Raw genomic sequence first — 24,818 nt, 5'->3', positions numbered from 1 at the left:
AAACAGTCTGAAGCTAATTAAGGAGATAGAGAATGAATTTTGAAACCCGGAATCCAGCAACAGGCGAGTTGCTGGAACAATTTGATTTTCTAACCGAAGTGCAGTTAGAGCAGAAGCTGACTCAGGCTGATAAAACCGCCCGGGCATGGGCGTCCAGCAGTTTCGCTGACCGGGCGGCGCTGCTTAAATCTGTTGCTGAAGTGCTGCATGATCAGCGTGAAGCGCTGGCGCATGTTATCTCTCTGGAGATGGGTAAGCGCCTTGTAGAGGCGTTTGGTGAAGTAGATAAGTGTGCGTCTGCCTGCAGTTACTATGCCGATAATTCTGAAGCGATGCTGCAGGATGAAATAATTGAAACTCCCGCGCGTAAGAGTCTTATCAGCTATGAGCCTTTGGGTATTGTGCTGGCAATCATGCCCTGGAACTTTCCTTTATGGCAGGTGTTCCGTTGTCTGGTGCCAACACTGATGGCGGGTAACGGTTTGCTTTTGAAGCATGCGCCAAATGTGCCGCGCTGTGCAAAAGCGATTGAGCAGATTCTGCGTGATGCGGGTGCCCCTGAAGGTCTGGTGACAGACCTGACTATCTCGGTTGATCAGAGTGCCAAAGTTATTGCTGATCATCGGGTGCAGGGTATCGCCTTTACCGGTAGTGAAGCTGCCGGCCGTAAAATTGCAGCACTGGCCGGCCAGCATTTGAAAAAAGTAGTTCTGGAGTTGGGTGGATCTGATCCGTTCATCGTTCTGGATGATGCTGATATTGATGCCGCTGTTGAGGTTGCTATGCGGGCTCGGTTTGGTAATGCCGGTCAGATCTGTATTGCCGCTAAACGTTTTCTGGTCGTGCCATCTCGTATCGAAGAGTTTACCGAGAAAATGGTGGCCCAGGCTAAAGCGATGCAGCAGGGTGATCCTCTCTCACCTGAAACCACTATTGCACCGATGGCTCGTGATGACTTACGTGAGCAGGTGCAGCGGCAGGTGTTAGCATCCGTTGAAGAAGGGGCTGAGCTGCTAGCCGGTGGAGAGTACATGCCGGGTGAGGGGTTCTTCTTTGCGCCAACGGTATTAGCTAATGTAAAGCTGGGTATGACCGCCTATAACGAAGAAATATTTGGTCCGGTAGCGGCTATTGTCGCTGTTCAGGATGAAGCGGATGCGATCGCTCAGGCAAACGCCACCCGGTTTGGCCTGGGGGCCAGTGTCTGGACTCAGGATCTGGAAAAAGGTGAAGCGATGCTTAGGCGATTGGACGTAGGTAATGCATTCCTGAATGCTCAGGTAGCCAGTGATATTCGTATGCCGTTCGGGGGAGTGAAAGCCTCTGGTCTGGGCCGTGAGTTGGGTGAAGCGGGTATTCGGGAGTTTTGTAATACCAAATCGATCTGGGTCGCTTGATGGTCGATGGCCAGACGGTATTTCTGACCTGGGATATCTTCAGTAAGCAGGAAGCGGTTTTGGGGCAGTCATCTGAAGATCATTGCCCGGATAAGCTGTCAGATGCTAGCTGTTCATTTGATTATATCAGCCCGCAATTGAAGCGTAGCAATCGGGACGCTCAATCAGGCAATGGGACGGTAGAGGGGCTGGTCAGAAAGAAGTAAGTAAAAGAATCTTTACAAAAAAGGAGACAAATGTCTCCTTTTTTTGTAGCACGGCGAATCTGATACTAATGTGTAGAGTATTGATTATTTTTATAGCAGGGGAAGGGGCTGTTGTTTCGTAGGAGGTTGCTATGCCTTCCCATAGTGTTAGTTGTACGTTTCTGGCTTTTATTTTTTTCTATATTCCGACTGCAATTGCCGGGTCAGCGGATGAAATCGCAGTCTCTGCCGGTATCTTCGAAGTAACTAAGGAAGAGGTCACTCAGTATGGTATTGAATACCGAGGGGCGCCCAGGGATTCTTTCTATAATATACGTCCTGCGGTAGGTATTGAGGTTAATGACGATGGTGGTTACTGGGTTTATGGCGGTATCCGATATGATTTTAATCTGAACAATGATTGGGATTTGACGCCTCATGCTGCTGTCAGTTGGTATGAAGCGGGGGATAGTAATGATCTGGGAGGGGAGTTGCAGTTCCGTTCAGGCTTGGATCTGAGCTTCAGGCTGAATGAATTGTCCCGGATTGGGCTGGGAGTGACTCATCTGTCTAATGCGGGTGCAAATGAAAAAAATCCCGGCGCCAATTCTGTTTTCATCACTTACAGTGTAAAGGTGGATATATTCTGAGCGTAGAAAAGGCCGCTAATGCGGCCTTGATTCTATAGATGTCGGTGCTAAATACGCGCCAGATCATCGCGTAATTCTTGGATTTTAGCGCTCATCACCTGTTCCATACGGTCAATTTCCTGCATCAGAATATTGCGGCGATCACCTTTGCTCTGTTGCTTGGACAGACTGTTAAGTTCGCCGATGGCAGCAATAAGAACAGGATCGCTACCCTTAGTGTTTTGAGCCAGGGCTTCATTATCAGCGGCAACAACTTTATTTATTTCAAAACTAAAGCTGCTGCTATTCGGCAGAGTCGAGCCTTCTGGGCGTTTAAAATAGACTTTTAGTTCTTCGGTGTTCTCTTTCTGACTTAGTTTATAGTGGCTGATGTTGTTTATATCGGTAATACCCATCGCCTGCAGGGTTGTATATTCTGCCATTTTTCTGCCCGTCATCTTGAGTGATTTTTTATAGTTTTATCTCAGCCTTATTCTTTATTCTAAGCAGGACAATGACTAGGGCCAGTTTGGTGTCGGTTATATGGCCAGTCAGACCTGACTGGCTCCAGAAACTGTTATTTTCTGGTTCTAATGTCTGCTTAGGTGATCTCCTATATTTAAATCATCGCTGATAGCCAGTTCTGAACTGGCACAGCAGTCATAACCGGAATAACAGTCTGACTGACAGATGTATGGTGGCATCGGGTACAGATATTGAATTAATTAAAAGAATAAGATCTGGAGATAGTTAAGTATGGCTACTAAGTCTTTTGTAAATGTTGAACTGCAACCAGAAACAGTTGAACTGTTTGATCGTTACCATAAGTACACAGGTACATCTCCCGAGGCTTATATTCAGCAACTGGTAGAAAAGACTCTGCCTACCGTTGAAGCGATGGTCGCTGCGATGGATGAAGCCAGCGAAAATCCTGATCAGAACCTTGATGTGATGGAGCTGTTTGGCAAGAAAATGGCCGAAGCTGCTCTGGCACAAAAAGAGGCGGCTAAAGCAGACCCCTTAATCGTTAACTGAGCACCATGGATGAAGATCAGCAGGCTTGCTCAGTAATGCTTTACCTGGTTTGTTGATCGCACTCTTCTTTTTGTTATGTATGTTGTTTTTCTCTAAACGCACTTTTAAACCGCTCTCCAGCGGTTTTTTTTTGTCTGATAATTGCTAATTGTCAAACAGCTCTCCACTGATAGTGATTATGCTCTCTGTTATTGCTAAAGATCATAGGCGATATTTTTATTTTATCTTTCAGGAGAACAGATGAAAGCGTTGGTTGTTGTATCGCATGGTAGTAGTCGTCAGGCGTCTAATGACGAAGTTATGAAGCTAGGAAAGCAGTTAGAACAGCGCCTTTGTCAGGACTATCCGGTAGTGATGACGGCCTATCTGGAGCAGGTCGATCCATCAATACCCGCAGCTATTAAAAGCTGCGTTGAGAAAGGCGCTACCCATGTCCTGATAATGCCTTATTTTCTGGCAGAAGGCCGGCATGTGCACACCGATATCCCTAAGCAGGTGGGTCTTGCTGCTGAGGCTGAAACAGGAGTGGATATTGAGATTCTGCCCCATCTGGGAAGTTCAGATCTGATGGCTGATCTGATGTGTGGGTTATTACCAACGAACTAATGAGGAGTTTCTAGGGCGTTCTGATGTCGAGAAGGCGAGGGTTAGCTAATTAGTGAAGAGTGGCCTCCCCGAGAGGACTCGAACCCCTATCTAAGCCTTAGGAGGGCCCTATTCTATCCGGTTGAACTACGGGGAGGCATCGGAGGCAATTCTACATAGTTTGGCTGGGCGAGTCACCCGGTAAAAACAAAGAAAATCAGGCTTTTCCGATTCGATTCTGAGCGGCGTAGTTACCTTTTCCGCCACTTTGATCATAGAGCATATTTTTTTGATTCTGGCCGCGCAGAATACTCAGAAGCTGTTCCATGTTTCGACTGCTGCGGCTGATAACCTGTTCGTTCCGCTGGTTCTTTTCATTAACCTGTAGCAGTATCGTTTCCAGTTCGCTCCAGAACTGAGTGAAGCTTTTGGCATCGATATCCGGGAGTTTGGTGCAGTAATCCTGTAGGCCAGCTTTATCTGGAGTGATCCCTGAATTGATAAACAGTTGGTTACGAGCCTGGTTATTTTCTTCGAGTTGCTGGAGTGCGGTGGTTTTCTTTTCAACCAACAACTGTAACTGATCAATCTTTCGCTCTTGTAGTGCCTGATACTCTTGATCGAGAAGGGTATCCAGAGTCGTCAAAAGGCTAATGCCCTGACGGGTCAGGGCATTGAGTTGATTCAGCGGTGGTAGTGAAGTCACAGTCTGTTTTAATCCAACTGGCTTTCTATCTGGAATAAATTACGTGCGGTGCTTTCATAATCTATTTTGTAGCTGCCATCTTCGATTGCAGCTTTGATCTCGGCCACTTTCTGTTCATTTATAGAAGTGCCACCTTCGACCAGCTGTTCTACACCTTTCTGTACTGCTTGTGCCGCATCGCTCAGGCTTACACCGCTATTTACCGGAGCTTTCTCGGTAGTCGGTGTTTGTTGAGCTTTACTCTCGGACGCAGGTTGTTCATTTACCTTGGCACGAGAGTTAGCCGTCTGTGTCGACGATAAACCCGTGATATCAATAACCATTGTCTGGTCCTCATACTGTTCTGAACTTAGCTATCGGCGAGTGGCTATTAATCTTTAGCTATTTTTACAAAAAAATACAGGGCCTATTATAGCAGTTCAATTACCGGATACGCTAATGACTCCCTGGCTTTTGACGTAACCCCGAACCGTCTTACCCGAACGGTTGTTGATGACAGGAATTTGCTCTCCCAGGGCCCCTCCCTTTTGAGCGACACCTGACATACGGATGGTCATAGCCCCTTTGCGGGCCTCGATATAGACCAGGTCACCTTTGTGAATCAGCATACGTTTCTTAATCAGTGTCGGAGATATAATCTGATTGGCTGCGACGGCGCGTTTGACCGCTCTGCCAATCAGTTCTCCAGGGTCAGTATAGTAAGGGGAATTCAGGCGTCGCACGTCGAATTCCTTAAGATATAGGTCAGTATCTCCCAAAATGGTGCCTTTACTCAGGGCTCTGCTGGTGACTGCGATAGGTTGCCATTGTTCAATGATCGCCGAGATGTATATAGACCATTTTGGTTGTTGGCATACTGCTTTGATATTTGCTCTGGAAGCCCTGCCAGGCTTGTGTTCAAAGGCGATTGGCTGGTTGCAGTGACGTTGTTTAAGGGAGGCTGAAAGAGGCTTTATACTGACCTTTGTACGTGCCAGAGGGTTTGTTAGGCTATATTCGTTAAATAAGAACCGCTCTGCTTTTTGCTCAATGGACACTGTTTCGGCTGCAATGCTGCTCTTTACTGGCACAGCTAACATCGCTATAAGTGTGCTTAAAAGTGTAAACGCTAGTTTGTTCACAGATTTCCCGGGGATTGGCATTGCTGCTAATTTGCAATGTTTAGGTAAAGCTTAGTACAGAGAGCATCATGTCAGGTATAAACAGCACTGTAAACCAACGTACAGATATGGCAGGACAGAACCGGCTGGAGCTGCTTTTGTTCGGTCTTAATGATGATCAGGAATACGGAATTAACGTATTTAAGGTCCGTGAAGTTTTGCCTTGTCCAGAGCTGACCGGTATACCCAAACAGACCACTGCGCTTAAAGGTTTAGCCCATATCCGTGGCGAAACGATTCCTGTAATCGATCTTGCAGAGGCGATAGGGCATAACCCCATTGAAGAGTCTTTGCGTCAGGACTGCTTTCTTATTGTGTCAGAATATAATCGCCGGGTGCTTGCCTTTCTGGTACGTAAAGTAGATCGCATCATACCCGCAAAGTGGGATCAGGTTAGTCCTCCTCCCATTGAAACTAAGGAAACCAATTATCTGACTGCGGTTGTTCAGCATGAAGGTGGTCTGATTGAAATTCTTGATGTCGAGCAGGTATTGGCCGATCTCATTCCTATTAGTACTGAGGTAAAAAGCACCGCAGTTACGGAGGAAGTGAAGAAGAGCGCAGCGCAATATCATATTCTGGTTGTTGACGATTCAAGTGTAGCGCGCTCGCAAGTCAGAAAAGCCCTGGAAAGTCTGAATATCAAGGTAACGACTGCGAATGATGGCCAGGCTGCGCTGCGGGTACTTACTCAGTTAGCTGATAAAGGTCTGGACCTGGAACAGCTATTTTTAATGATAATTTCTGATATTGAAATGCCAGAGATGGATGGCTATACCCTGGTGAAAAAAATCAGAGAAGATAATCGATTGAAAAATTTATATGTAGTACTTCACAGCTCGCTTAGTGGCCGCTTTAACTTATCAATGGTAAAGCGTGTAGGCGCTAATGCATTTATTGGTAAGTTTAACGCTGATGAGCTTGCAGAAGCTGTTGTAGATCGTATCAAGCTGCTCGAGGGTTGAGACCCGCAAGCAGTGGAGGAGAGATGTTCTGACAGTCACGAAGATTAATATTACAGAGCAGGAATTTGAGCAGTTCTGTCGTTATCTGGAACAAGCTTGCGGTATCTTGCTGGCCAAACATAAGCAGTATCTGGTTGAAAGTCGGTTAGGAAAAATACTCCAGGAAGGGGAGTACAAGTCTCTAGGGGATCTGGTTAATACTTTGAGCCGTCCGGGCAATAGTGAGCTTAAGGAAGCTGTCATCAATGCGATGACGACGAACGAGACATTATGGTTCAGGGATAATCACCCTTATGAAATTTTAAAGAACATCATTCTGCCTGAACTGGCTGAAAGCCGAAGCGGACAACGTTTGAAAATATGGTCGGCGGCCTGCTCTACAGGGCAGGAACCTTACTCGATCAGTATGATTATTGATGAATTCAAAAAAGTTAATTCTGGCGTTTTCAGGTTAGGTGAAGAGATTACGGCAACGGATATCTGTACCCGGGTGCTGGAGAAGGCGCGTGCAGCCGAGTATGAGATGCTGGCGCTGGGACGAGGCTTGTCTCAAGAACGGCTTAAACAGTTTTTTGAGCCGGGAAAAAATGAGGCCTGGTCGCTTAAAAAAGAGATTAAATCCAGAGTCCGGTTCAGAGAGCTTAATTTGCTCGGACTTTATACCGGCATAGGTCCTTGTGATATCGTATTTTGCCGTAATGTTCTGATCTATTTCTCCACCGAACGTAAACGGGATATTCTGCAGAAAATTCATAAAACACTGAGGCCTGGTGGTTTTCTGCTACTGGGCGCCTCGGAATCGGTGGCTGATCTGAACGACCTTTATGAGATGATTCACTGCCGTCCTGGCATTATTTACCGGGCTAAATAGTTAAATAGCTTTGTTGTTCAGATTTAAAACGCGCTCAGGCGCGTTTTTTTGTTTAGTAGCCTACGAAAATCCCTCGTAGGGTATGGGTAAAACTTGTTCGTAGGTTCCTTGTATCCCTCCAATTCTTATCTGTAGAAGCCTAAGGCTTACTATTGCCGCTTTGCTACAAAGGCGTTGCCGCTTTGCCGTTTTTTAGCGGACTTCGGTTGCCGCTCCATAATAAATAAATTTATATATCGTTGTTAAATAAAGGTTTTTTATAAGTGGTATCGCTTTTGCAGTACTGTGGGCTAGGTATTGTTAAAAGAACATAGATAAAGAGCACTGGGGCAAACCGATGGCAATTAGCTTTGATAAGGCACTAGGAATTCATGAACAGGCAGTCGGCCTGCGAATTCAGCGTGCTGAAATTTTAGCCAACAATATTGCCAATAGTGATACGCCTAACTACAAGGCCCGTGATCTGGATTTTGAAAGCATCCTGCAAGGTGTGCAGGGTGACCATAAGCCACTATCTATGGCGCGTACCGATGCAGGTCATAATTCTGGGCTGGTAAATCCAGATTTTGCCGCCGAGATGATGTACCGCATACCCGATCAGCCCAGTGTTGATGGAAATACCGTGAACTTACAAGAAGAGATGGCCCGATATACCGAAAATGCGGTGGATTATCAGGCGTCTTTTCAATTTTTGAATAAGAAATTTAAAGGCCTTACCAGCGCCATTAAGGGTGAATAATCATGTCACTGAGTAATGTTTTTGATATTGCCGGCTCAGCAATGAGCGCTCAGACGGTTCGTTTAAATACTACCGCCAGTAATATGGCGAATGCTGAAAGTGTCAGTAGTAGTGAAGGTGAAACTTACCGTGCCCGTAAGCCGGTGTTTGAGCTTCGTCCACAGGATGATTTTCAACCGGGTAGTCAGCCGCTTGGAGTACAGGCGGGACAGGGCGTAAATATTGCCGATATCGTTGAAAGCGATGCGCCGTTGCGTCAGGAATATAACCCGGATCATCCGATGGCGGATGAGAATGGCTACGTGTTTTACCCGAATGTGAATGTAGTAGAAGAGATGGCGGATATGATCTCAGCGTCGCGCTCTTTTCAGATTAATGCTGAGATCATGAATACTGCAAAGCAGATGATGCAGCGGGCGCTAACCCTTGGCCAGTAATCAACAGCTAAGGCAGCCTGATTTGAGGTGTATGTTATGAGTGTAAATAACGTCAATAACACACAATCAGTCTTTGATCAGATTAATCAGACGAACCAGGCAAACTCCACTGCCTCAAGTTCTAAGACTGAGAGTGACAGTGATATGTTCATGCAGCTGATGATTGCTCAGCTGCAGAACCAGGATCCAACCAATCCGGCGGATACAACGGAGTTTATGCAGCAAATTGCCAGCATGAGTACGGTGGAAAGTATCGGTCAGTTGAACAGCTCAGTCGAAGATATGGCGGCTTCGCTGTTAACCAGTCAGGCGGCATTACAAGCGTCATCACTGGTTGGTCAGACCGTCTATACCAAGACTGATGTGGCATTGGTTGATGCGTCTAAAGAGGTAAAAGGTGTGATTGATCTGCCGGTCAGCTCACCTGATGTTCAGGTATCTATTTATGATGCCAGCGGTGCCAAGGTCGATACTATCAGTATCGGGGCGCAGACCGCCGGAGATCATAATTTTGTCTGGAATGCGGGTGACAGGCCCGAAGGCAAATACCGCATAGTGGCGGAAGCGCAAGTGGACGGTAAGTATCAGGTCGCTAACAGCTACATCGCATATAACGTGAATAGTGTCACCCTGGGACAGAACGGCATAGGTATGAAAATTAATACCGCAGCAGGTTCAGTTTCAATGGATGATATTAAACAGATAGGGTAAACCGAGGAGAACACCATGGCGGGTTTTAATACTGCAGTCACGGGTCTGAAGGCAGCAACAACTGATCTTGATGTGACCGGTAACAACATAGCCAACTCAAGTACGGTGGGTTTCAAAGCTTCTCGTACCGAATTTGGCGATATCTACACTACCGCGGTGGTGGGGGCAGGCTCCAGTAACGTACCGGGTTCCGGTGTTACGGTTACCGATATCGCACAGGATTTTAGTGGCGGTACCGTAGAATTTACCAATAACAACCTTGATCTGGCGATCAATGGCGGTGGCTTCTTCCAGTTGGATGATGGTCAGGGTGGTAAATCTTATAGCCGGGCCGGCGCTTTTGAGCTGGATAAAGATGGTTTTGTCGTTTCTAAAACCGGTGAGTATTTACAGGGCTATCAACTGGATGAGGCGGGTAACCGTTTACCGATTGATAATCTGGCGGTAACTGAGCGGGAAAGTCCGCCAAAGGCTACTGAAGAGATGGCGCTGGCGATTAATATAGATTCCCGCGCAGATGCGTCGCAACTGCTACCTGCGTACAATAAAGATGAGCCGGGTTCCTACACCTACAGTACAACGATGGAAGCGGTGGATAGTCTGGGTAACAGCAATACCATCAAATATAACTTCGTTGAGCAGCGTCCGGTTAAAGAGGTTCATACCTTTGATGTGAGTGGCGCAGGTAATTACACTATTTCAGGTGTGACTGTAGCTGATACTGATTTTACCGCAGGTCAGATTAGTGCAGTAAAACTGGATGAGCTTAAAGCGGCAGACCCACGCATCTTTAATGTCACCACCGATACCACCGCGGCGCCAAATACTGTCTCGGTTATCTTTTCATCTGACTCAACACAGTATGGTGATCTGATCGCTAGTAATGGTACTGCTGCGCTAACGAATGAGGTGGTATCAGAAATTACCGCAGCTGAGCAGCATACGTTTGATTTTTCTGCGGCGGGCTTTGGTCCGGGCTATGCAGGTGCGACGACCGTTGAGTTTGAAATTTCCGGTGTGCAGTTCTCTTTTGATGCCAGTACAGCGGATATAACCGCAGAAGATGTGGCTAACGAAATTATTGCGAAACGTACTGCGATTATCGATGCAAATCCCAATGTGGATTCCATTACCTATGACTCAACCAATAACCAGTTATTGGTGACCTATAAGCCGGAAGCCGGTGATGTCACTGACGATAATCTGGATCTGGTGTTTCTATCGGGTACCAATGCCTTTGCCGGTACGCCTGCTGCTGTAACGAATGTGATTGGTCCGGATGCTACCGTTGATGGTGACGACAGCTTTGAGGGAACATATCGTATGTATGCCTACCTCAATCAGGATACTATTCTGACCATAGGTAAGCAGCCTGATCCGGGTAGCGGCCTGAACTTGCCGGAAGTGGGCGCGATTCTTATTAAGTACTCGCCCAATGACGGCACGCTGGCTGAAATAAACGGTCAGACCGTTACGCCAGGTTCAGTGGTGCCAAGCATTACCGTTGAGGGTGCTGACCCTGCCAATGGTGCAACTACTATCGATCTTAGCCTTGATAACAGCACTCAGTTTGCATCGGACTCTATTGTTAAGCAGTCCACTCAGGATGGTTATTCAAAGGGTGATTTGGTCGGCATCTCATTTGGTTCTACCGGCGAGATGATTGCCAGCTTCAGTAATGGTCAGAATCAGGCGCTGGGTATTGTGGCAATTGCTACCTTCGAGAACCAGTCGGGACTGCAGCCAGCGGGTGATACCCAGTGGGTTGAGTCGCTGTCTTCGGGTCAGGCGATTGTTAACCCGCCGGGTACCGGTTTGAACGGAACCTTGCGATCAGCGGCGTTGGAACAGTCTAACGTTGATCTGTCTGAACAGTTAGTAAAGCTTATTGAAGCGCAGCGTAATTTCCAGGCAAACTCCAAGACCCTGGAAACCTTGAATACGGTGACTCAGGCTATTCTTCAGATCTGATCAAACTATTCAGAAATATATTCAGCAAAAAGGCGACTTCGGTCGCCTTTTTTTATGCCTGCTGTAAAGGTTGGCACAAGCATTGCATTTTACTTGTTAGTGAATTTAACCACTTAAAGCGGCAAGCGATGTCCGTTTCAGGTGTAGAGCGGCAAACGGGGAAATCTGATGGATAAAGTGTTGTATCTGGCAATGAGTGGGGCGCGTGAGAATATGCGTTCTCAACAGGCCCATGCTAACAATCTAGCGAATGCGACCACTACAGGTTTTAAGGCTGACTTTGCTCAGGCCCGGGCGATGCGGGTAATGGGTGAAGGGCATGAGTCACGGGTGTATGCCATGGCTGAACGGCCTGCTACAAATACCGCCAGTGGTACCCTGATGCAGACCGGTCGCTCACTGGATGTTGCTGTTGATGGTGATGGTTGGATAGCCGTTATGAATGCTAACGGTGAAGAGGCCTATACCCGTCAGGGTGAGCTGCAGGTTAATCAGTTCAATCAACTGGTTACCGGATCTGGTGTCCGTGTAATGGGTAACGGTGGCATTCCGATTACCCTGCCTCCCTTTGAAAAGTTAGATATTGCCGGTGATGGCACTATTACTATTAAGCCGTTAGGGGAAGGTGCTGCCGATCTGGCGATTCTTGACCAGATTAAACTGGTGAAGACTGAGCCTGGTGAGCTGTTTAAGAGTACCGACGGCCTGATGCATACCGGCAATAATCAGCCGTTATTGCCGGCTAATGACGTTAAATTGCAGTCCGGTTTTCTTGAGTCCAGTAACGTTAACTCTATTTCAGAATTAACTTCGGTGATCGATCTGGCTCGTCAGTTTGAAATGCATGTGAAGATGATGAAAACCGCTGAGGAAAACTCGTCTGCAGCGGCTCGAATATTGCAGCTCCAGTAAAGGGCGGTAATAAGCAGTGATAAGTATAAAGACAGTAATAAAACAGTTAATGATTAATGCGGGTGGAGAATAGTTATGCATGGAGCCCTCTTTGTAGCAAAGACAGGTCTGAGTGCGCAGGACACCAACCTGAAGGTTATTTCTAATAACCTGGCAAACGTATCGACGGTTGGCTTTAAGAAAGATCGTGCGGTATTTGAAGATCTGATGTATCAGATTCAACGTCAGCCCGGTGCTCAGTCGGCTGAAGAGTCACAGCTGCCATCAGGCCTTCAGTTGGGTTCAGGTGTGCGGGTTGCAGGCACTCAAAAACTGTTTCAGGAAGGTGAATTGCAGACTACCGGCGAAGCGTTTGACGTTGCTATTGCAGGTCGTGGCTTTTGGCAGGTAACCCTGCCGAACGGCGATACCGGTTATACACGTCACGGTCAGTTTCAGCTGAGTGCAGATAACGAGATTGTGACTTCAGAAGGCTATTTGCTGGATCCGGGTGTGACCTTACCGTCTGAAGTGCAGTCAATGACGGTTAGTGTCGACGGCATTGTCAGTGTTGTGGTCCAGGGCGATCCGAATCCTCAACAGATCGGACAGCTGCAACTGGCGGATTTTGTTAATCCTCAGGGTCTGCAGGCGTTTGGTCAGAACCTGTTTCTTGAAACTGCGGCAAGTGGTGCTCCGGCTTTGGCAAATCCGGGAGAGGGAGGTACTGGTCAGCTGCGTCAGGGTATGTTGGAAGGCTCCAACGTGAATGCCGTTGAAGAGCTGGTAAATATGATCACTACACAGCGGGCCTATGAGATGAATTCAAAAGTGATCTCGACCGCTGATCAGATGTTGTCGTACGTAACGCAGAATTTGTAAGACTGAATAAGTAACAGGGCACGGGGCCGGAGAGGTAACTGAATCATGAAAACATTACTAACACTGATGATATCAACACTGCTACTTAGCGGTTGTGTCAGTACTCCGCCTAAGCCGGATAACCCTCACTTTGCCCCGGTGCGTCCGCAAGCGATGCAGGCACCTCGTGAAGTGACCGGTTCGATCTTTAATGCTGCGACTAGTAATAGCTTGTACGGTGATGGCCGAGCCCATCGGGTAGGCGATATTATTACTGTGGTGCTGCAGGAAAGTACCTCTTCGAAGAAGAGTAACAAAACCAGTGTAGATAAAGAGAATGCCCAGACAATCGCTTCGCCTACCGTGTTTGGCTTTGAGCCTAAGGTCTTTGGAAAGCCGCTGAGTGCCAGTACAGGTACTTCTACCACTGCATTTGAGGGTGAAGGTAAGTCGGATATGAGCAACAGCCTGAGCGGCAATATTACCGTGACGGTGCATGATGTATTGCCAAACGGTTTGATGGTGGTGAAAGGTGAGAAGTGGCTGACCCTGAATCAGGGTGATGAATACATCCGGGTCAGTGGCCTGATTCGACCACAGGATATCTCTACCAGTAATAGTGTGGTTTCGACTCAACTGGCGGATGCCCGTATTACGTACAGTGGTAGCGGTGCACTACATGACTCTAACTCAATGGGCTGGTTGTCTAAGTTCTTTGTCAGCGCAATTATGCCTTTCTGAGCAGTGAAACGGAGATAAGATGATGAAACGTTTCTGGATAATAACCCTGCTGACCGCTTTTCTGAGTACCACTGCACAGGCTGAACGGTTAAAAGATCTGATGACCGTTGCCGGGGTGCGTAGTAACCAGTTGGTGGGCTATGGACTGGTAGTAGGCCTGGATGGTACCGGCGACAAAACATCCTTTACCTCCGCGACTTTCCGCAACATGTTGAACAATTTTGGTGTGGCTATTCCGCCAAATATTGATCCTAAATCTAAAAATATAGCGGCGGTTGCTGTGCATGCGGATCTGCCACCTTTTTCTAAGCCGGGTCAGGTAATTGATGTCACCGTATCAACCATCGGTGATGCTAAAAGCCTGCGCGGCGGTAGTTTGATTATGGCGCCTTTGAAAGGTGCTGACGGTCAGGTTTATGCAATAGCCCAGGGTAACCTGGTGGTCTCCGGTTTTGGTATTCAGGGAGCCGATGGCTCACGTTTGTCACTTAATGTACCTAGTGTTGGCCGGATTCCCGGCGGTGCTTCAGTTGAACGGACTGTGCCTAATGCTTTTGGTAAAGGCGATAGCCTGGTACTGAATCTTAACCACCCTGATTTCACGACCGCCCGTCGCGTAGCAGAGCAGATTAATAGCCTGCTTGGGCCGGGCATGGCGCAGGCGATGGATGCCACTTCTATTCGTGTTTCGGCACCTCGTGATGCCAACCAGCGAGTTTCTTTTCTTTCGGTGCTGGAAAATCTAAATGTCCAGCCTGCACAGGAGGTGGCGAAAGTGATTATTAACTCACGCACCGGCACCATCATCATTGGGCAGAATGTCAGGGTCTCTCCCGTAGCGATCACTCACGGTGGTATGACAGTAGCCATTACTGAAGATCTGAATGTAGATCAGCCCGGTGCACTGGCAGGTGGAGAAACGGTAATAACCCCACGTACAGGTATCGAAGTGGATGCCGGAAGCGGTCATATGTTTGAGTTCTCACCTGGCGCATCGTTGCAGGATATTGTAGAGGCAGTGAATCAGGTGGGTGCTGCACCAGGCGATCTGATGGCTATACTGGAAGCCTTGCGTCAGGCAGGCGCCCTTAAAGCTGAACTGATAGTTATCTGATTGAACCGATAAAAAAAGTGAATCCTGAAAGCGGAATCTGAAAATGAAAACTGATCCTACTCAACATGCTCAGCTGTTCACCGAACTGGGTGAAATGAATAAGCTGCGCCAGCAGGCGCGGGATAATGACCCGGCAGCTTTGCAGGCGGTGGCAGAACAGTTTGAACAGTTGTTTATGAACATGCTGGTGAAAAGTATGCGTGATGCTAACGCCAGTTTTTCGGAAGACAGCTATTTCAACAGTTCACAGGTTCAGTTTTACCAGCAAATGTCCGATTCTCAGCTGACAAAAGAGCTGGCTGAGAATGGCGGTATGGGTCTGGCTGAAGTATTGGTACGTCAGCTGGGCGGCAATACTGATCCGCGTATGCAAAATAACGATAGTGAAGACGGACGACTAAAGCCGTTGTCGGAATCCGAACGCATGCTCAATCGTACGGTGGATAGTGCAGCGAGTATGGCCGCTTCTGCCATTCTGGGGCAGGCTCAGGCTAATACCCGGGCTATTGAAAATGCCAAAAATGCATTAGCGGCGGAAGCGGCAGCAAAAGTGGAATCAGTTGCAAAAGTGTCTGAAGTGAAAGCACCTGAAGGGACAGTGGCCGCTTCTACTACTAACACAAACAGGGTTAAACCAGCTGAGAGTAATCAGGTTGAAACAGTTGTGACGGAATCGTTACCTGCGCGTTTTTCTACTCCTGAACAGTTTGTTCAGACCTTGCTACCGATGGCCGAAAATGTAGCTCGCGAACTTGGCGTTGACCCAAAGGTATTATTAGCACAGGCGGCACTGGAAACCGGTTGGGGACGTCACCTGATTCAGAAGCAGACCGGTGGTAGCAGCCATAACCTGTTTAACATTAAAGCGGACAGTCGCTGGGATGGTGATCGGGCTCAGGTAGGTACAGTTGAGTTTCGTGATGGTGTGGCGCAGAAAGAGCAGGCGGCTTTCCGCGTGTACGACACTTATGAACAGAGCTTCAGGGATTACGCCGAGTTTCTGCAAAATAGCCCTCGTTATCAACAGGCGCTGGAACAGGCTAATGATCCGTATCGTTACCTTAACGGACTGCAGGAGGCGGGTTATGCGACCGATCCTGAATATGCAAATAAGATCAGCAGAATTTTTGATGGGGATGTTCTGGCCGGCCTGAATGGTAGTTCAGATACTAAAGAAAGTTAGTTTTTGGCCGTTAACGGGATGAGTAACAAGGTGAAACCTGTCCGCTCCCCGATTTGCCGATAGAGTATTCCCGGGAGTTATTATATGTCTAGTTTTGATCTTCTGAATCTGGGTACCCAGTCAATGCTGACGAATCAGTCTCAGCTGAACACTGTGGGCCAGAATATCAGTAATGCCAATACCGATGGTTATAGTCGGCAACGGGTTAATCAGGTCAGTCTGGAAGATCGTACCGGTGTGTTCGTTAATGACATACAGCGGATTACCGATTCTTTTCTGACTAAACAGTTGTGGGCTGATCAGGCTGTTTACAGTCAAACCGAAACATTCTCCAACCTGGCAAACCAGGTAGATGATCTGTTGGCATCAGGGACTTCAAGTGTTTCCAATGCCTTAGATAATTTTTTTGGTGCTATGCAGAGCGTGGTTGATTCGCCTCTGTCTATGCCGAGCCGTGAGCTCTTTATTGCCGAAACCGATTCTTTAGTTAGACGCTTTAATGATCTGGATAGCAACGTCCGACGCCTTGATGAGTCGGTCGATACCCTGATGGGTAGCCTGGCTGATCAGGTGTCAGTACTGGCATCCAATGTCGCTGGACTGAATGAGCAGATTCGGGTTGCTGTCACTCAGGGCAGTGGTGCAAATGAGTTGCAGGATCAACGGGATCTGTTGATTCAGGATATATCTGAATTAGTGGGGATTACTGTTATTGAACAGAGTGACTCTCAGTTAAATCTGTTTGTCGGTAATGGTCAGCCGCTGGTGGTGGGTGGCAACTCAAATCAGTTAATGCGTGTTTCCGGTGATGCTTATTCGAATCAGAGTGAGCTTAAACTGATGATCGGTGGACGGCTGAACGATGTGACCGATGAAGTATCTGGTGGTCAGATCGGTGGTTTGCTGCAATATCGTGATGAAGTGATCAACGAAGTGCGTGATCAGTTGGGTCTGTTGGCGATCTCTTTTGCTGAAACCATGAATCAGCAGCATCAGTCCGGTATGGATCTGAATAACAATCTGGGTGAGAACATCTTTAATGATGTGAACGTTTCCAGTGCGCAGTTCAATCGTGTGACCGCTAATGCCGATAACCTGTCGGGTATGAATTCAGCTACCGTATTGATTGAAGACGTCAGTCAACTACATGCCACAGACTACGAACTGGTTTATAACGGACCGAATGATATTTCGATTATCCGTAACAGTGATGGGGTCATGTTCAATAGTTCTGACTTTACCGCAGAGACCGGTGCTACTGTGAGTCAGGGCATCAATGCTGTTGATCAGGGCGAGATCTACTTTGATCCGGATAAGAAAGCGATATCAGTTGCCTTTGATGGCATTAAAGTTACGATTGAAACCGACACCCAGTTAACCACCGGCGATCGCTTTCTGCTCACTCCGGTGCGTACCGGTGCCGACGACCTTCAGTTGAAGATGGTTGATGCTGAAAAGCTAGCGCTGGCCTCACCGGTGCGCGTAACACCAGATACGACTAATGACGGCACCGGTATTGCTTATGCGACAGTGACCGATCCAACCGGACTGGCGTTTGCGAATTCCCATAGCCTGACACCACCGGTGGATGTGGTGTTTAATAATACCGACCCACTGACTTACACCCTTTATGATATTAGTCAGCCGGACAATCCGCAGGTGTTGGATCTGGGGGCGGGTCCACTGGCAAACCAAACCTTTGTCGCTGGTGAAGAGATTCAGTTGGAAGGCTTTAGTGTTCGTATCGAGAATACCCCTAAAGCCGGTGACCGATTCCGTTTTGAATATAATCTGGATGGTTTTTCAGATAACCGTAACGCATTGGAGCTATCCGGCCTTCAGAATGACTCCCTTACCCGTGAAGGTTCCTATCAGGATATTTATGGCGGTTTGGTGGAGTGGGTAGGTTCCAGAACTGCAACCGCCAGTATTGCAGTACAAGCCAATAAAGCGGTACTGGATACTACGGTTGGTGCTAAAGCTAGTGTCAGTGGGGTGAACCTGGATGAGGAAGCCGCGAAGCTGGTCCAGTATCAACAGGCTTATCAGGCATCTGCGCAATTAATACGTGTATCGCAGACCATTTTTGACAGTCTGTTAAGCAGCATTTAGGAGATTTAATAATGAGAATCTCAACTCAGCAGCAATATCTGCAATCGATCGATAATATGCAGCAGTCGCAGGTAAAACTGGCGCGCTTGCAGGATGAAATCTCCACCGGCAAAAAACTGATCAATCCTTCGGATGATCCGGTTGCAGCGGCGCGAGTCGTCAAGTTAGAACGTGAGCTGGCGCAGTATGAAAAATTCGATGAGAACATCAATGTAACCGAGCGTCGATTAGAGCTGGAAGAAGTTATTCTCGGTGATGTGAACAGCGTCGTCGATCGAATGCGCGAACTGGCGATTCAGTCCGGTGGCGCTATTCTGACTAATTCTGATCGGGCGATTATCGCGCAGGAGATGGGGCCGTTAATGGACCATCTGGCCAATCTGATGAATACCCAGGATGCCGAGGGTGAATATATTTTCTCTGGCAGCAAAGGTACGACTAAGCCTTATCCACAGCAGGTAGATGGCAAGTATCTTTATCAGGGGGATGATGGACAGCGTGATATTCAGGTGGGTTCTGAACTCTTTATTCCCTCAAATGATTCAGGTCAGCAGTTGTTTGAATCGGTACAACAGTCGCTCAATGTTGAGCTAACAGGCCTGGCTGTTTATAACGCCAATGTTGCCGCGACCGATCCATTTATGCGCAATACCGCCTTTGCCAGTACTGAAGCAGAGGAACGTTATAAAGATGCGGTGCAGGGGCTAGGGGATTTGACCATCACCGTAACCGAACCGGTTGCGAATAGCTTTGAGTACAGCATTACCGATAGTGGTGGTAATCCGGTACTGGATGAGGATGGCAATCCTATTACCAATATCCCGGCGGGTGATCTGAGCACTACACCGCTGGATATCGATCTGCACGGCATGACCTTTGAGCTGCATGAACCTGTGGATGTGATTAATGCTAATCAGATCACCTTCAGAGTCACCCCGGAAACCGGCAATATTCTGGATGCAGCTCAGGCCTTTATTGATACCTTGAATACCCCGGTAGAAGGCGGCGACCGTACTGCACTTAATGAAGGTGTGGCTAAAGCCTTGGATGAATTTAAAATCGTGGCTAATCGGGTGGTAGAAACTCAGGCGTCGCTGGGTTCTCGCATGAGCAGCGCCGAGCAGGTTCGGGATGCCAATCTGGACTTTAAACTGCTGACTGAGATCTCGATCTCTGAGCTGGTGGATGCTGATCTGGCCGAAGTGGTAAGTAAGTTCAGTTTGCAACAGGCGACTTTGCAGGCAACCCAGGCAACTTTTGGCCAGGTGTCGCAGTTGTCCTTGTTTGACTACATACGCTGATTCTTTTCGCTGGCGATTTAGCTTGGCTATATAGGTTGAATATATTCGCCAGATTTAAACGTTAAGAAAACAGGAGCTTTAGCGTTATAATTTGATATTTACGAAGTCGTTACCCAAAATGGGTAGCGGCTTTTTTTATGATTTTTAAAAGTAACAGTGGTTTGAGAATAGGGCTTAAAAAGTACTTTAGGGGGCTTTAGTCATTGATTTACCCAAAATGGGTAATGCCAGAAATACCCGTTTTAACCCTCTTAGCCGCTGTTATTTTTATAGGCGCTAACCATTTTTTGTCGCTTGTTGCGGGTCTTGTGCTGATCAAAAAGGTCACGCTTATTTAACTCAAGTATCGGTTGCATTGTTGCTTCGAGTTCTTTTGTTCTTAATATAACTTCATGTATTTTAAGGCTTTCTTCTTTGTCTGAAGGGGCTTCCATATTGCCGCATTGAGTCAGTAATTGTTCCCTGTCTTGTTGTATCTGCTCAGCAGTTTCCCATTGCTGGGCTTTAACTGCGGTCAGCATTGCCTGGGTTAGTGTCAGTACTTCGGATAGCTGTTTTAGCATGGGAGCGCCCTGGTTGATGCCTAAAGTTCAGATTGTAGAGGTCGATAGCTTAATTGCCCAGTATTGGATGCTAAAGGCAACGACCTGTAGGGAAATGATAGCGGCACGTAAATAATGTGCTAAAGCAAAGTCAAAGATGGTCGATACAAATTTCAGGTATGGCAGTTCACTTAAGAAAACTGCCGACAGAATTAAAAAAAGCAGCTGGTCAGAGCTAGCTGATATGAGGAGAACATCTCATGGCTATGGTAATTAACTCAAACATTATGTCTCTGAATGCCCAGCGCAACCTGATGACATCACAAAACGATCTGAGTACTGCGATGGAGCGTCTGTCCAGTGGTAAGCGGATCAACTCTGCAGCAGACGATGCAGCAGGCTTGTCCATCACTAACAAGATGACATCTCAGGTACGGGGTCTGAACCAGGCTATCAGAAACGCTAACGATGGTATCTCCCTGATCCAAACCGCTGAGGGTGCCCTGGGCGAGTCCACTAACATCCTGCAGCGTATGCGTGAGCTGGCAATCCAGTCTGCCAACGGTACTTACGATTCTGGTAACCGTACCACTCTGAATGCCGAGGTTAAACAGCTTAAAACCGAGCTGGACCGTATCGCTGATACTACCTCTTTTAACGGTCAGAAGATTCTGGATGGTTCCCTGGGTCAGGTTGATCTGCAGGTAGGTTCTGAGGCTTTTGAGACTATTGCTTTGGAAATAGGGAAAATGGATACGAAAGCTCTTGGCAATGGTGCAGGTGCAGATGTTGTTGGCGATCTAGCGAACGATGGTACAGGTACGTTGTTCGCGAATCTTCAGGGAGCAATTGACGGCGCTGCTGGTGGTAATGCCATGTATGTTAATGGGCAGGATGTTGGTGATTTGACAGCTCTGGCTGCAACCGATTCTTTGCAAAATATCTTAGATACTATGAATACTAACATTACTGGCGTTGAAATTGGTTCTGTAGTTAGTTGGACCGCGGATACTGTTGGTGATGGTATATTTCAGGGAGATGAAGGTCTGCAGATCTCATTCTCAGGCCTTGATGTTGCTGATGATCAAGTAGGTACGAACGTACAGTCGGTTACTATTCAGAATACTGGCAGTATGGATGAGCTTGTTTCTGCCATTAATGATCAAGGGCAAGGGCTTGTAACAGCGAGTATTAATGATGACGGTAAACTTAATATTAGTAGTAATACAGCTTCTCAATTGATAATTACCGCATCAGATGATGTATCAGGTGGTCCGGGTGCAACAGGAACTGCAGCGTTGGGTGTTAGTGGTTTGGGTATCTTAGCTGCTGATGTAGGTACTGTTACCCAAGAAGCGCAACTTTCATTTTCAACTGAAGCTGGCGTAAATAATATAACCGTTACCTATGACGATGTGACTCAGGCTGATGTTACTGGTGTGGATTCACGGGTTGGAGCTGGAGTGATTCAAGGTTATGTAGCGATAGCTGATGCAGGCGGTGCTGATATTGAGGCAGGTCATGTAGTGATCAATGGTGTATCGTTAGATAAGTATGATTCTGCAAAGAACTATGACAATGATGCAGCTGATACCGCGGATGAAGCGACCGATATTGTTGCATGGATTAATTCCCATAAAGAGGCAACCGGTGTCGTAGCATCTCTTGAGCAAACAATTGATGGTGCCGTTGATGGTGCTTTGAAGCTCTCATCAATTGATGGTTCAGAGATATCTATAAAGTTAGATGATGAGCAAGCCGCAACTATTGAGGCTAAGCTGGGTATCCAAGAGAATAACAATGCGTCAGCTGGTGGTTCTGCAGTTGCTGATATTGATATCTCAACTGCTAATGGTGCACAAAAGGCAATCGACGTAATCGATGCGGCCCTAGAAACAATCAGCTCTACTCGAGGTGACCTGGGTGCGATCAGTAACCGTCTGGACTTTACTATCAACAACCTGACCAACGTATCCGAGAACGTAGCGGCTGCCCGCTCCCAGATCGAGGATGCTGACTTTGCGGCGGAATCTGCGGCACTGTCACGGGCCCAGGTACTGCAGCAGGCGGGTACTGCAATGCTGGCGCAAGCGAATGCTCAGCCTCAGCAAGTGTTGTCTCTGTTACAGTAATTTCTTAGCGAGATTATTAACAACAGTAACCTGAAATCCCTCATCCTCACCCGATGAGGGATTTCGTCTAAGGAGGTGTATCATGGCTGTAGAATCAGTTAACGGTAATACGGCTCAGTCTGCGGTACAATCAGCGCAGCAGAATCAGGCTACCGCACCGAAACCGGTTAATGTGCAGGAACAGGTCCAGAAAGCTCAGGATGTTCAGAAGATGACGGCGGAAGATATGCAAGCCGTGGTTGAACGATTGAATGAGTTTATGCATTCTGATCAGCGTAATCTGAGTTTCTCGGTAGATAAAGAAATTGATGAAGTGGTTGTGCAGGTGATGGATACGGAGACCCAGCAGGTGATTCGTCAGTATCCGTCTGAAGAAGCCATTAAGTTATCAAAGAGTATTGAAGGCCTGATGGGGCTGATCTTAAACGATCGCGCCTGATCAGAATTTTGCCGGCCCTTAGTGTAATAGCTAGTCTGTTAATGCAGTCGCTTAGGGGAAGGCTGGAGTGTTGCTATGGATAATTCAATTGTATCCGCCCTGGGTGGTGGTTCCGGTATCGATACCACAAGTCTGGTAAAACAGCTGGTGGATGTGCAGCGAGCCCCGCAGCAGCAACGCCTTGATTCAAAGAAAGAGACCCTTGAGACCCAGATCTCAGCCTATGGCACGCTAAAAAGCAGTCTGTCAGAGTTTCAGAATTTATTGTCACCGCTGTCCAATAGCGATACTTTTAAGGCCCGCTCAGTTTCTATCCCCGATACCACTATTATTACCGCCAATACTCTGGCTGCCGATGCGCAGGTAGGTAACTATCAGGTACAGGTAGAAGAGGTCGCGCAACAGCACTCATTAGTATCATCCTATACCGCCAGCGATAAAGATGCGGCGGCAGGTCTGACCGGTAACCTGACTATTAAACTGGGTGCCTGGACTTACGATGAGCCGGCAAACCCAGATGATCTTGTAAGCTTTGCGGAAAATGAGAATCAGACCGGGCTAACGATTGAAATCAGCGCCGATGATTCATTACAAGGCATTGCCGATAAAATTAATGCGGAAGAGTCTGATGTGCAGGCAACGGTGTTGCTGGTGGATGGCAATTATCAGTTAATGATGTCCTCCGCATCGGGTAAAAATAATGCATTAGAGGTAACCGCTGATAATACTGACCTGGACGGTTTTCAGTTCAACGCGACGACTCACCTGATGACAGAGACCCAAAAAGGCGTTGATGCCGAAGTAAAGATCAATGGCCTTTCAGTATTCAGGGAAACCAATGAAGTTGATGATGTTGTGCCGGGACTTTCATTTTCGCTAAACAAAGCCAGTCCCGGTGAGAAAATCACCTTTTCTATTACTGAAGATAAAGGCACGGCTGAACAGAGTGTTCGTGATTTTGTAGAAGGCTATAACAGTCTTTTTAACACGATGAATAGCCTGACCGGGGTGACCCGGGATGAAGAGAATAATCTGACCTCCGGCGACCTTTCCAGAGATGGTAGTGCGAAAGTGCTGATGACTCAGATTCGTAATATGATCGGATCGTCGGTTCCCGGTGTTGATACCTTTAATGCCCTGACCAATGTCGGCATTCGTACCACACTTGATGGCACATTGGAGATCATTGAAGATGATTTTCAGAGCGCGATGGATGACCGTTTTACGGAAGTCGCAGCGATCTTTGCACCGCAAACTTCAGCTTCGGTAACCGGAGTTGATGTTAGTATTGGTAGTTATGCAGTTAATACAGTGCCCGGTACTTATAGCGGTACTATTACTACGTCGCCGACTAAAGGTTCGGTAATAGCCGGTGATGATTTTGCTGCTGTTGATACTGTGTTATCTCCCGGTGATTATACCTTTGCTGTTACTGTAAACGGCACAACAACCGAGACTCTGACCCTTGATGGTAACTTTAATACCGCAGAGGAACTACGTACTGAATTACAGTCCCTGATCAACAATGACACGAATTTAAAAGCCTCCAATGACTTTATTGATGTGGTGATTGAAGGCGATAAAATTAAACTGCAGTCTCGGGTTTATGGCAGTGACTCAAAAGTAGAGTTTAGTGCTGTTGGTGCGCAGTTTGACGATAATGTTTTATTTAATAACCCGACAGAAACCACCGGTGTAGATGCGGCGGGTACTATCAATGGTGAAGCCGCTTTCGGTGCCGGTGATGTGTTGCTGCCAAAGCTGGATTCTGACCCTTACGGGCTTAATCTGAGTATTCAGGAAGGTACGACCGGTGACTTTACCTTTAATTTCTCCCGCGGCTTTGCTGGTGAGATGACCCGACTGATCGATCAGTTTCTGGCCAGCGATGGCACAATCAGCATTCGGGAAGACAGTATTAATAATCAGTTGACCGGTATCGAAGACGATCAGACTGAGTTAGATCGTAAGATGGAAAAGTTGAATGATCGTTTGACCGCTCAGTATATCGCCATGGAGCGGATTATCAGTAGTTTGCAGACAACAGGAAGTTCGCTGGACGGACTTGCTGATCGGTTACCATTTACAGCCAGCAATAATTAAACGAATCT

The 24,818-nt window shown here is 47.3% G+C and carries 26 protein-coding genes and 1 tRNA gene; 21 read left to right on the top strand and 6 right to left on the bottom strand.

All coding sequences use genetic code 11. The annotated features are described in order from the left end of the window. Positions 1-32: 32 nt before the first annotated feature. The 3 genes from EHS89_RS10530 to EHS89_RS10520 all read left to right on the top strand — a co-directional run bounded on the left by EHS89_RS10530 (position 33) and on the right by EHS89_RS10520 (position 2,232). Positions 33-1,397: an NAD-dependent succinate-semialdehyde dehydrogenase gene (locus EHS89_RS10530; RefSeq protein WP_124926113.1), complete on the top strand. Its 1,365-nt coding sequence runs from the start codon at positions 33-35 to the stop codon at positions 1,395-1,397. Beyond that, on the top strand, positions 1,397-1,603 hold the full coding sequence (locus EHS89_RS10525) for a hypothetical protein (RefSeq protein ID WP_124926112.1): 207 nt from the start codon (positions 1,397-1,399) through the stop codon (positions 1,601-1,603). The genes EHS89_RS10530 and EHS89_RS10525 overlap by 1 nt, the downstream gene beginning before the upstream one ends. Positions 1,604-1,734: 131 nt before the next feature. Beyond that, positions 1,735-2,232 (top strand): acyloxyacyl hydrolase, encoded by a 498-nt coding sequence (locus tag EHS89_RS10520; protein WP_124926111.1) that lies wholly within the window; start codon positions 1,735-1,737, stop codon positions 2,230-2,232. A 47-nt stretch (positions 2,233-2,279) separates the two neighbouring features. Here the strand turns inward: EHS89_RS10520 and EHS89_RS10515 are convergent, their stop codons facing one another. Continuing rightward, the gene (locus EHS89_RS10515) at positions 2,280-2,654 is read right to left on the bottom strand and encodes a DUF3461 family protein (RefSeq protein WP_170167476.1); all 375 of its coding nucleotides are present in this window, start codon (positions 2,652-2,654) and stop codon (positions 2,280-2,282) included. Positions 2,655-2,967: 313 nt separating this feature from the next. Between EHS89_RS10515 and EHS89_RS10510 the strand changes: the two genes are divergently transcribed. Then, positions 2,968-3,246 (top strand): hypothetical protein, encoded by a 279-nt coding sequence (locus EHS89_RS10510; protein ID WP_124926109.1) that lies wholly within the window; start codon positions 2,968-2,970, stop codon positions 3,244-3,246. Positions 3,247-3,486: 240 nt separating this feature from the next. Beyond that, the gene (locus tag EHS89_RS10505) at positions 3,487-3,852 is read left to right on the top strand and encodes a sirohydrochlorin chelatase (protein WP_124926108.1); all 366 of its coding nucleotides are present in this window, start codon (positions 3,487-3,489) and stop codon (positions 3,850-3,852) included. A 60-nt stretch (positions 3,853-3,912) separates the two neighbouring features. Here EHS89_RS10505 and EHS89_RS10500 read toward each other — a convergent pair. From EHS89_RS10500 to flgA, 4 genes are all read right to left on the bottom strand, one after another. Further along, positions 3,913-3,988: transfer RNA gene (locus tag EHS89_RS10500), tRNA-Arg, on the bottom strand. Between the two features lie 60 nt (positions 3,989-4,048). Then, positions 4,049-4,537, bottom strand: a complete 489-nt coding sequence (locus EHS89_RS10495) for a flagella synthesis protein FlgN (RefSeq protein WP_170167475.1) — start codon at positions 4,535-4,537, stop codon at positions 4,049-4,051. Between the two features lie 8 nt (positions 4,538-4,545). Then, the gene (gene flgM, locus EHS89_RS10490; protein WP_124926106.1) at positions 4,546-4,860 is read right to left on the bottom strand and encodes a flagellar biosynthesis anti-sigma factor FlgM; all 315 of its coding nucleotides are present in this window, start codon (positions 4,858-4,860) and stop codon (positions 4,546-4,548) included. Between the two features lie 96 nt (positions 4,861-4,956). After that, positions 4,957-5,574, bottom strand: a complete 618-nt coding sequence (flgA, locus tag EHS89_RS10485; RefSeq protein ID WP_229753676.1) for a flagellar basal body P-ring formation chaperone FlgA — start codon at positions 5,572-5,574, stop codon at positions 4,957-4,959. A 152-nt stretch (positions 5,575-5,726) separates the two neighbouring features. Between flgA and EHS89_RS10480 the strand changes: the two genes are divergently transcribed. From EHS89_RS10480 to flgL, 13 genes are all read left to right on the top strand, one after another. Then, complete coding sequence (locus EHS89_RS10480) at positions 5,727-6,662, top strand: chemotaxis protein CheV (RefSeq protein WP_124926104.1); 936 nt, start codon at positions 5,727-5,729, stop codon at positions 6,660-6,662. Next, the gene (locus EHS89_RS10475) at positions 6,637-7,533 is read left to right on the top strand and encodes a CheR family methyltransferase (protein WP_338080778.1); all 897 of its coding nucleotides are present in this window, start codon (positions 6,637-6,639) and stop codon (positions 7,531-7,533) included. Before EHS89_RS10480 ends, EHS89_RS10475 begins: the two co-directional genes overlap by 26 nt. Positions 7,534-7,870: 337 nt before the next feature. Further along, positions 7,871-8,272 (top strand): flagellar basal body rod protein FlgB, encoded by a 402-nt coding sequence (gene flgB / locus EHS89_RS10470; RefSeq protein WP_124926102.1) that lies wholly within the window; start codon positions 7,871-7,873, stop codon positions 8,270-8,272. Between the two features lie 2 nt (positions 8,273-8,274). Beyond that, positions 8,275-8,709, top strand: coding sequence for a flagellar basal body rod protein FlgC (gene flgC / locus EHS89_RS10465; RefSeq protein ID WP_124926101.1), 435 nt, complete (start codon positions 8,275-8,277; stop codon positions 8,707-8,709). Positions 8,710-8,745: 36 nt separating this feature from the next. Beyond that, positions 8,746-9,420: a flagellar hook assembly protein FlgD gene (locus tag EHS89_RS10460; protein WP_124926100.1), complete on the top strand. Its 675-nt coding sequence runs from the start codon at positions 8,746-8,748 to the stop codon at positions 9,418-9,420. 15 nt (positions 9,421-9,435) lie between these two features. Beyond that, positions 9,436-11,391 (top strand): flagellar hook protein FlgE, encoded by a 1,956-nt coding sequence (locus EHS89_RS10455; RefSeq protein WP_124926099.1) that lies wholly within the window; start codon positions 9,436-9,438, stop codon positions 11,389-11,391. 168 nt (positions 11,392-11,559) lie between these two features. After that, positions 11,560-12,303 carry a flagellar basal body rod protein FlgF gene (locus tag EHS89_RS10450; RefSeq protein ID WP_124926098.1) on the top strand — a complete coding sequence of 248 codons (744 nt, stop codon included), beginning with the start codon at positions 11,560-11,562 and terminating at the stop codon, positions 12,301-12,303. A gap of 75 nt (positions 12,304-12,378) precedes the next feature. Next, the gene (gene flgG, locus EHS89_RS10445; protein WP_124926097.1) at positions 12,379-13,164 is read left to right on the top strand and encodes a flagellar basal-body rod protein FlgG; all 786 of its coding nucleotides are present in this window, start codon (positions 12,379-12,381) and stop codon (positions 13,162-13,164) included. 45 nt (positions 13,165-13,209) lie between these two features. Continuing rightward, entirely contained in the window at positions 13,210-13,884 is a 675-nt protein-coding gene (gene flgH / locus EHS89_RS10440) for a flagellar basal body L-ring protein FlgH (protein WP_124926096.1), read from the top strand. 19 nt (positions 13,885-13,903) lie between these two features. Then, positions 13,904-14,998, top strand: a complete 1,095-nt coding sequence (locus tag EHS89_RS10435) for a flagellar basal body P-ring protein FlgI (protein WP_124926095.1) — start codon at positions 13,904-13,906, stop codon at positions 14,996-14,998. Between the two features lie 43 nt (positions 14,999-15,041). Next, positions 15,042-16,181: a flagellar assembly peptidoglycan hydrolase FlgJ gene (gene flgJ / locus EHS89_RS10430; RefSeq protein WP_124926094.1), complete on the top strand. Its 1,140-nt coding sequence runs from the start codon at positions 15,042-15,044 to the stop codon at positions 16,179-16,181. Positions 16,182-16,265: 84 nt separating this feature from the next. After that, complete coding sequence (flgK, locus tag EHS89_RS10425; RefSeq protein WP_124926093.1) at positions 16,266-18,293, top strand: flagellar hook-associated protein FlgK; 2,028 nt, start codon at positions 16,266-16,268, stop codon at positions 18,291-18,293. An 11-nt stretch (positions 18,294-18,304) separates the two neighbouring features. Further along, on the top strand, positions 18,305-19,594 hold the full coding sequence (gene flgL / locus EHS89_RS10420; RefSeq protein WP_124926092.1) for a flagellar hook-associated protein FlgL: 1,290 nt from the start codon (positions 18,305-18,307) through the stop codon (positions 19,592-19,594). Between the two features lie 251 nt (positions 19,595-19,845). Here the strand turns inward: flgL and fliT are convergent, their stop codons facing one another. Further along, positions 19,846-20,157, bottom strand: a complete 312-nt coding sequence (gene fliT / locus EHS89_RS10415) for a flagellar protein FliT (RefSeq protein WP_124926091.1) — start codon at positions 20,155-20,157, stop codon at positions 19,846-19,848. Between the two features lie 239 nt (positions 20,158-20,396). On the opposite strand from fliT, the gene EHS89_RS10410 reads away from it, so the two are divergent. The 3 genes from EHS89_RS10410 (at position 20,397) to fliD (ending at position 24,810) form a co-directional block, all read left to right on the top strand. Beyond that, a complete protein-coding gene (locus EHS89_RS10410; RefSeq protein ID WP_124926090.1) occupies positions 20,397-22,268 on the top strand; it encodes a flagellin N-terminal helical domain-containing protein in 1,872 nt (623 codons plus the stop codon). A gap of 82 nt (positions 22,269-22,350) precedes the next feature. Further along, positions 22,351-22,707, top strand: coding sequence for a flagellar protein FlaG (locus EHS89_RS10405; RefSeq protein ID WP_124926089.1), 357 nt, complete (start codon positions 22,351-22,353; stop codon positions 22,705-22,707). A 75-nt stretch (positions 22,708-22,782) separates the two neighbouring features. Continuing rightward, positions 22,783-24,810 carry a flagellar filament capping protein FliD gene (fliD, locus tag EHS89_RS10400; protein WP_124926088.1) on the top strand — a complete coding sequence of 676 codons (2,028 nt, stop codon included), beginning with the start codon at positions 22,783-22,785 and terminating at the stop codon, positions 24,808-24,810. Positions 24,811-24,818: the final 8 nt, after the last annotated feature.

Origin of the sequence: Amphritea balenae (assembly GCF_003858655.1) — a bacterium.
GTDB lineage: Bacteria > Pseudomonadota > Gammaproteobacteria > Pseudomonadales > Balneatricaceae > Amphritea > Amphritea balenae.
Note: the sequence above shows the minus strand (reverse complement) of the source record. Positions and strands in the feature narration are given on the sequence as shown.

Bases quoted from the DNA above. Each gene is read 5' to 3' on its own strand.
- EHS89_RS10505 (WP_124926108.1), top strand. From the start codon at position 3,487: ATGAAAGCGTTGGTTGTTGTATCGCATGGTAGTAGTCGTCAGGCGTCT.
- EHS89_RS10455 (WP_124926099.1), top strand. From the start codon at position 9,436: ATGGCGGGTTTTAATACTGCAGTCACGGGTCTGAAGGCAGCAACAACT.
- flgM (WP_124926106.1), bottom strand. From the start codon at position 4,860: ATGGTTATTGATATCACGGGTTTATCGTCGACACAGACGGCTAACTCT.
- EHS89_RS10520 (WP_124926111.1), top strand. From the start codon at position 1,735: ATGCCTTCCCATAGTGTTAGTTGTACGTTTCTGGCTTTTATTTTTTTC.
- flgJ (WP_124926094.1), top strand. From the start codon at position 15,042: ATGAAAACTGATCCTACTCAACATGCTCAGCTGTTCACCGAACTGGGT.
- EHS89_RS10460 (WP_124926100.1), top strand. From the start codon at position 8,746: ATGAGTGTAAATAACGTCAATAACACACAATCAGTCTTTGATCAGATT.
- EHS89_RS10480 (WP_124926104.1), top strand. From the start codon at position 5,727: ATGTCAGGTATAAACAGCACTGTAAACCAACGTACAGATATGGCAGGA.
- EHS89_RS10530 (WP_124926113.1), top strand. From the start codon at position 33: ATGAATTTTGAAACCCGGAATCCAGCAACAGGCGAGTTGCTGGAACAA.
- flgB (WP_124926102.1), top strand. From the start codon at position 7,871: ATGGCAATTAGCTTTGATAAGGCACTAGGAATTCATGAACAGGCAGTC.
- flgL (WP_124926092.1), top strand. From the start codon at position 18,305: ATGAGAATCTCAACTCAGCAGCAATATCTGCAATCGATCGATAATATG.
- flgH (WP_124926096.1), top strand. From the start codon at position 13,210: ATGAAAACATTACTAACACTGATGATATCAACACTGCTACTTAGCGGT.
- EHS89_RS10410 (WP_124926090.1), top strand. From the start codon at position 20,397: ATGGCTATGGTAATTAACTCAAACATTATGTCTCTGAATGCCCAGCGC.
- flgG (WP_124926097.1), top strand. From the start codon at position 12,379: ATGCATGGAGCCCTCTTTGTAGCAAAGACAGGTCTGAGTGCGCAGGAC.
- EHS89_RS10450 (WP_124926098.1), top strand. From the start codon at position 11,560: ATGGATAAAGTGTTGTATCTGGCAATGAGTGGGGCGCGTGAGAATATG.
- EHS89_RS10525 (WP_124926112.1), top strand. From the start codon at position 1,397: ATGGTCGATGGCCAGACGGTATTTCTGACCTGGGATATCTTCAGTAAG.
- fliD (WP_124926088.1), top strand. From the start codon at position 22,783: ATGGATAATTCAATTGTATCCGCCCTGGGTGGTGGTTCCGGTATCGAT.
- flgK (WP_124926093.1), top strand. From the start codon at position 16,266: ATGTCTAGTTTTGATCTTCTGAATCTGGGTACCCAGTCAATGCTGACG.
- EHS89_RS10510 (WP_124926109.1), top strand. From the start codon at position 2,968: ATGGCTACTAAGTCTTTTGTAAATGTTGAACTGCAACCAGAAACAGTT.
- flgC (WP_124926101.1), top strand. From the start codon at position 8,275: ATGTCACTGAGTAATGTTTTTGATATTGCCGGCTCAGCAATGAGCGCT.
- fliT (WP_124926091.1), bottom strand. From the start codon at position 20,157: ATGCTAAAACAGCTATCCGAAGTACTGACACTAACCCAGGCAATGCTG.
- EHS89_RS10435 (WP_124926095.1), top strand. From the start codon at position 13,904: ATGATGAAACGTTTCTGGATAATAACCCTGCTGACCGCTTTTCTGAGT.
- EHS89_RS10515 (WP_170167476.1), bottom strand. From the start codon at position 2,654: ATGGCAGAATATACAACCCTGCAGGCGATGGGTATTACCGATATAAAC.
- EHS89_RS10405 (WP_124926089.1), top strand. From the start codon at position 22,351: ATGGCTGTAGAATCAGTTAACGGTAATACGGCTCAGTCTGCGGTACAA.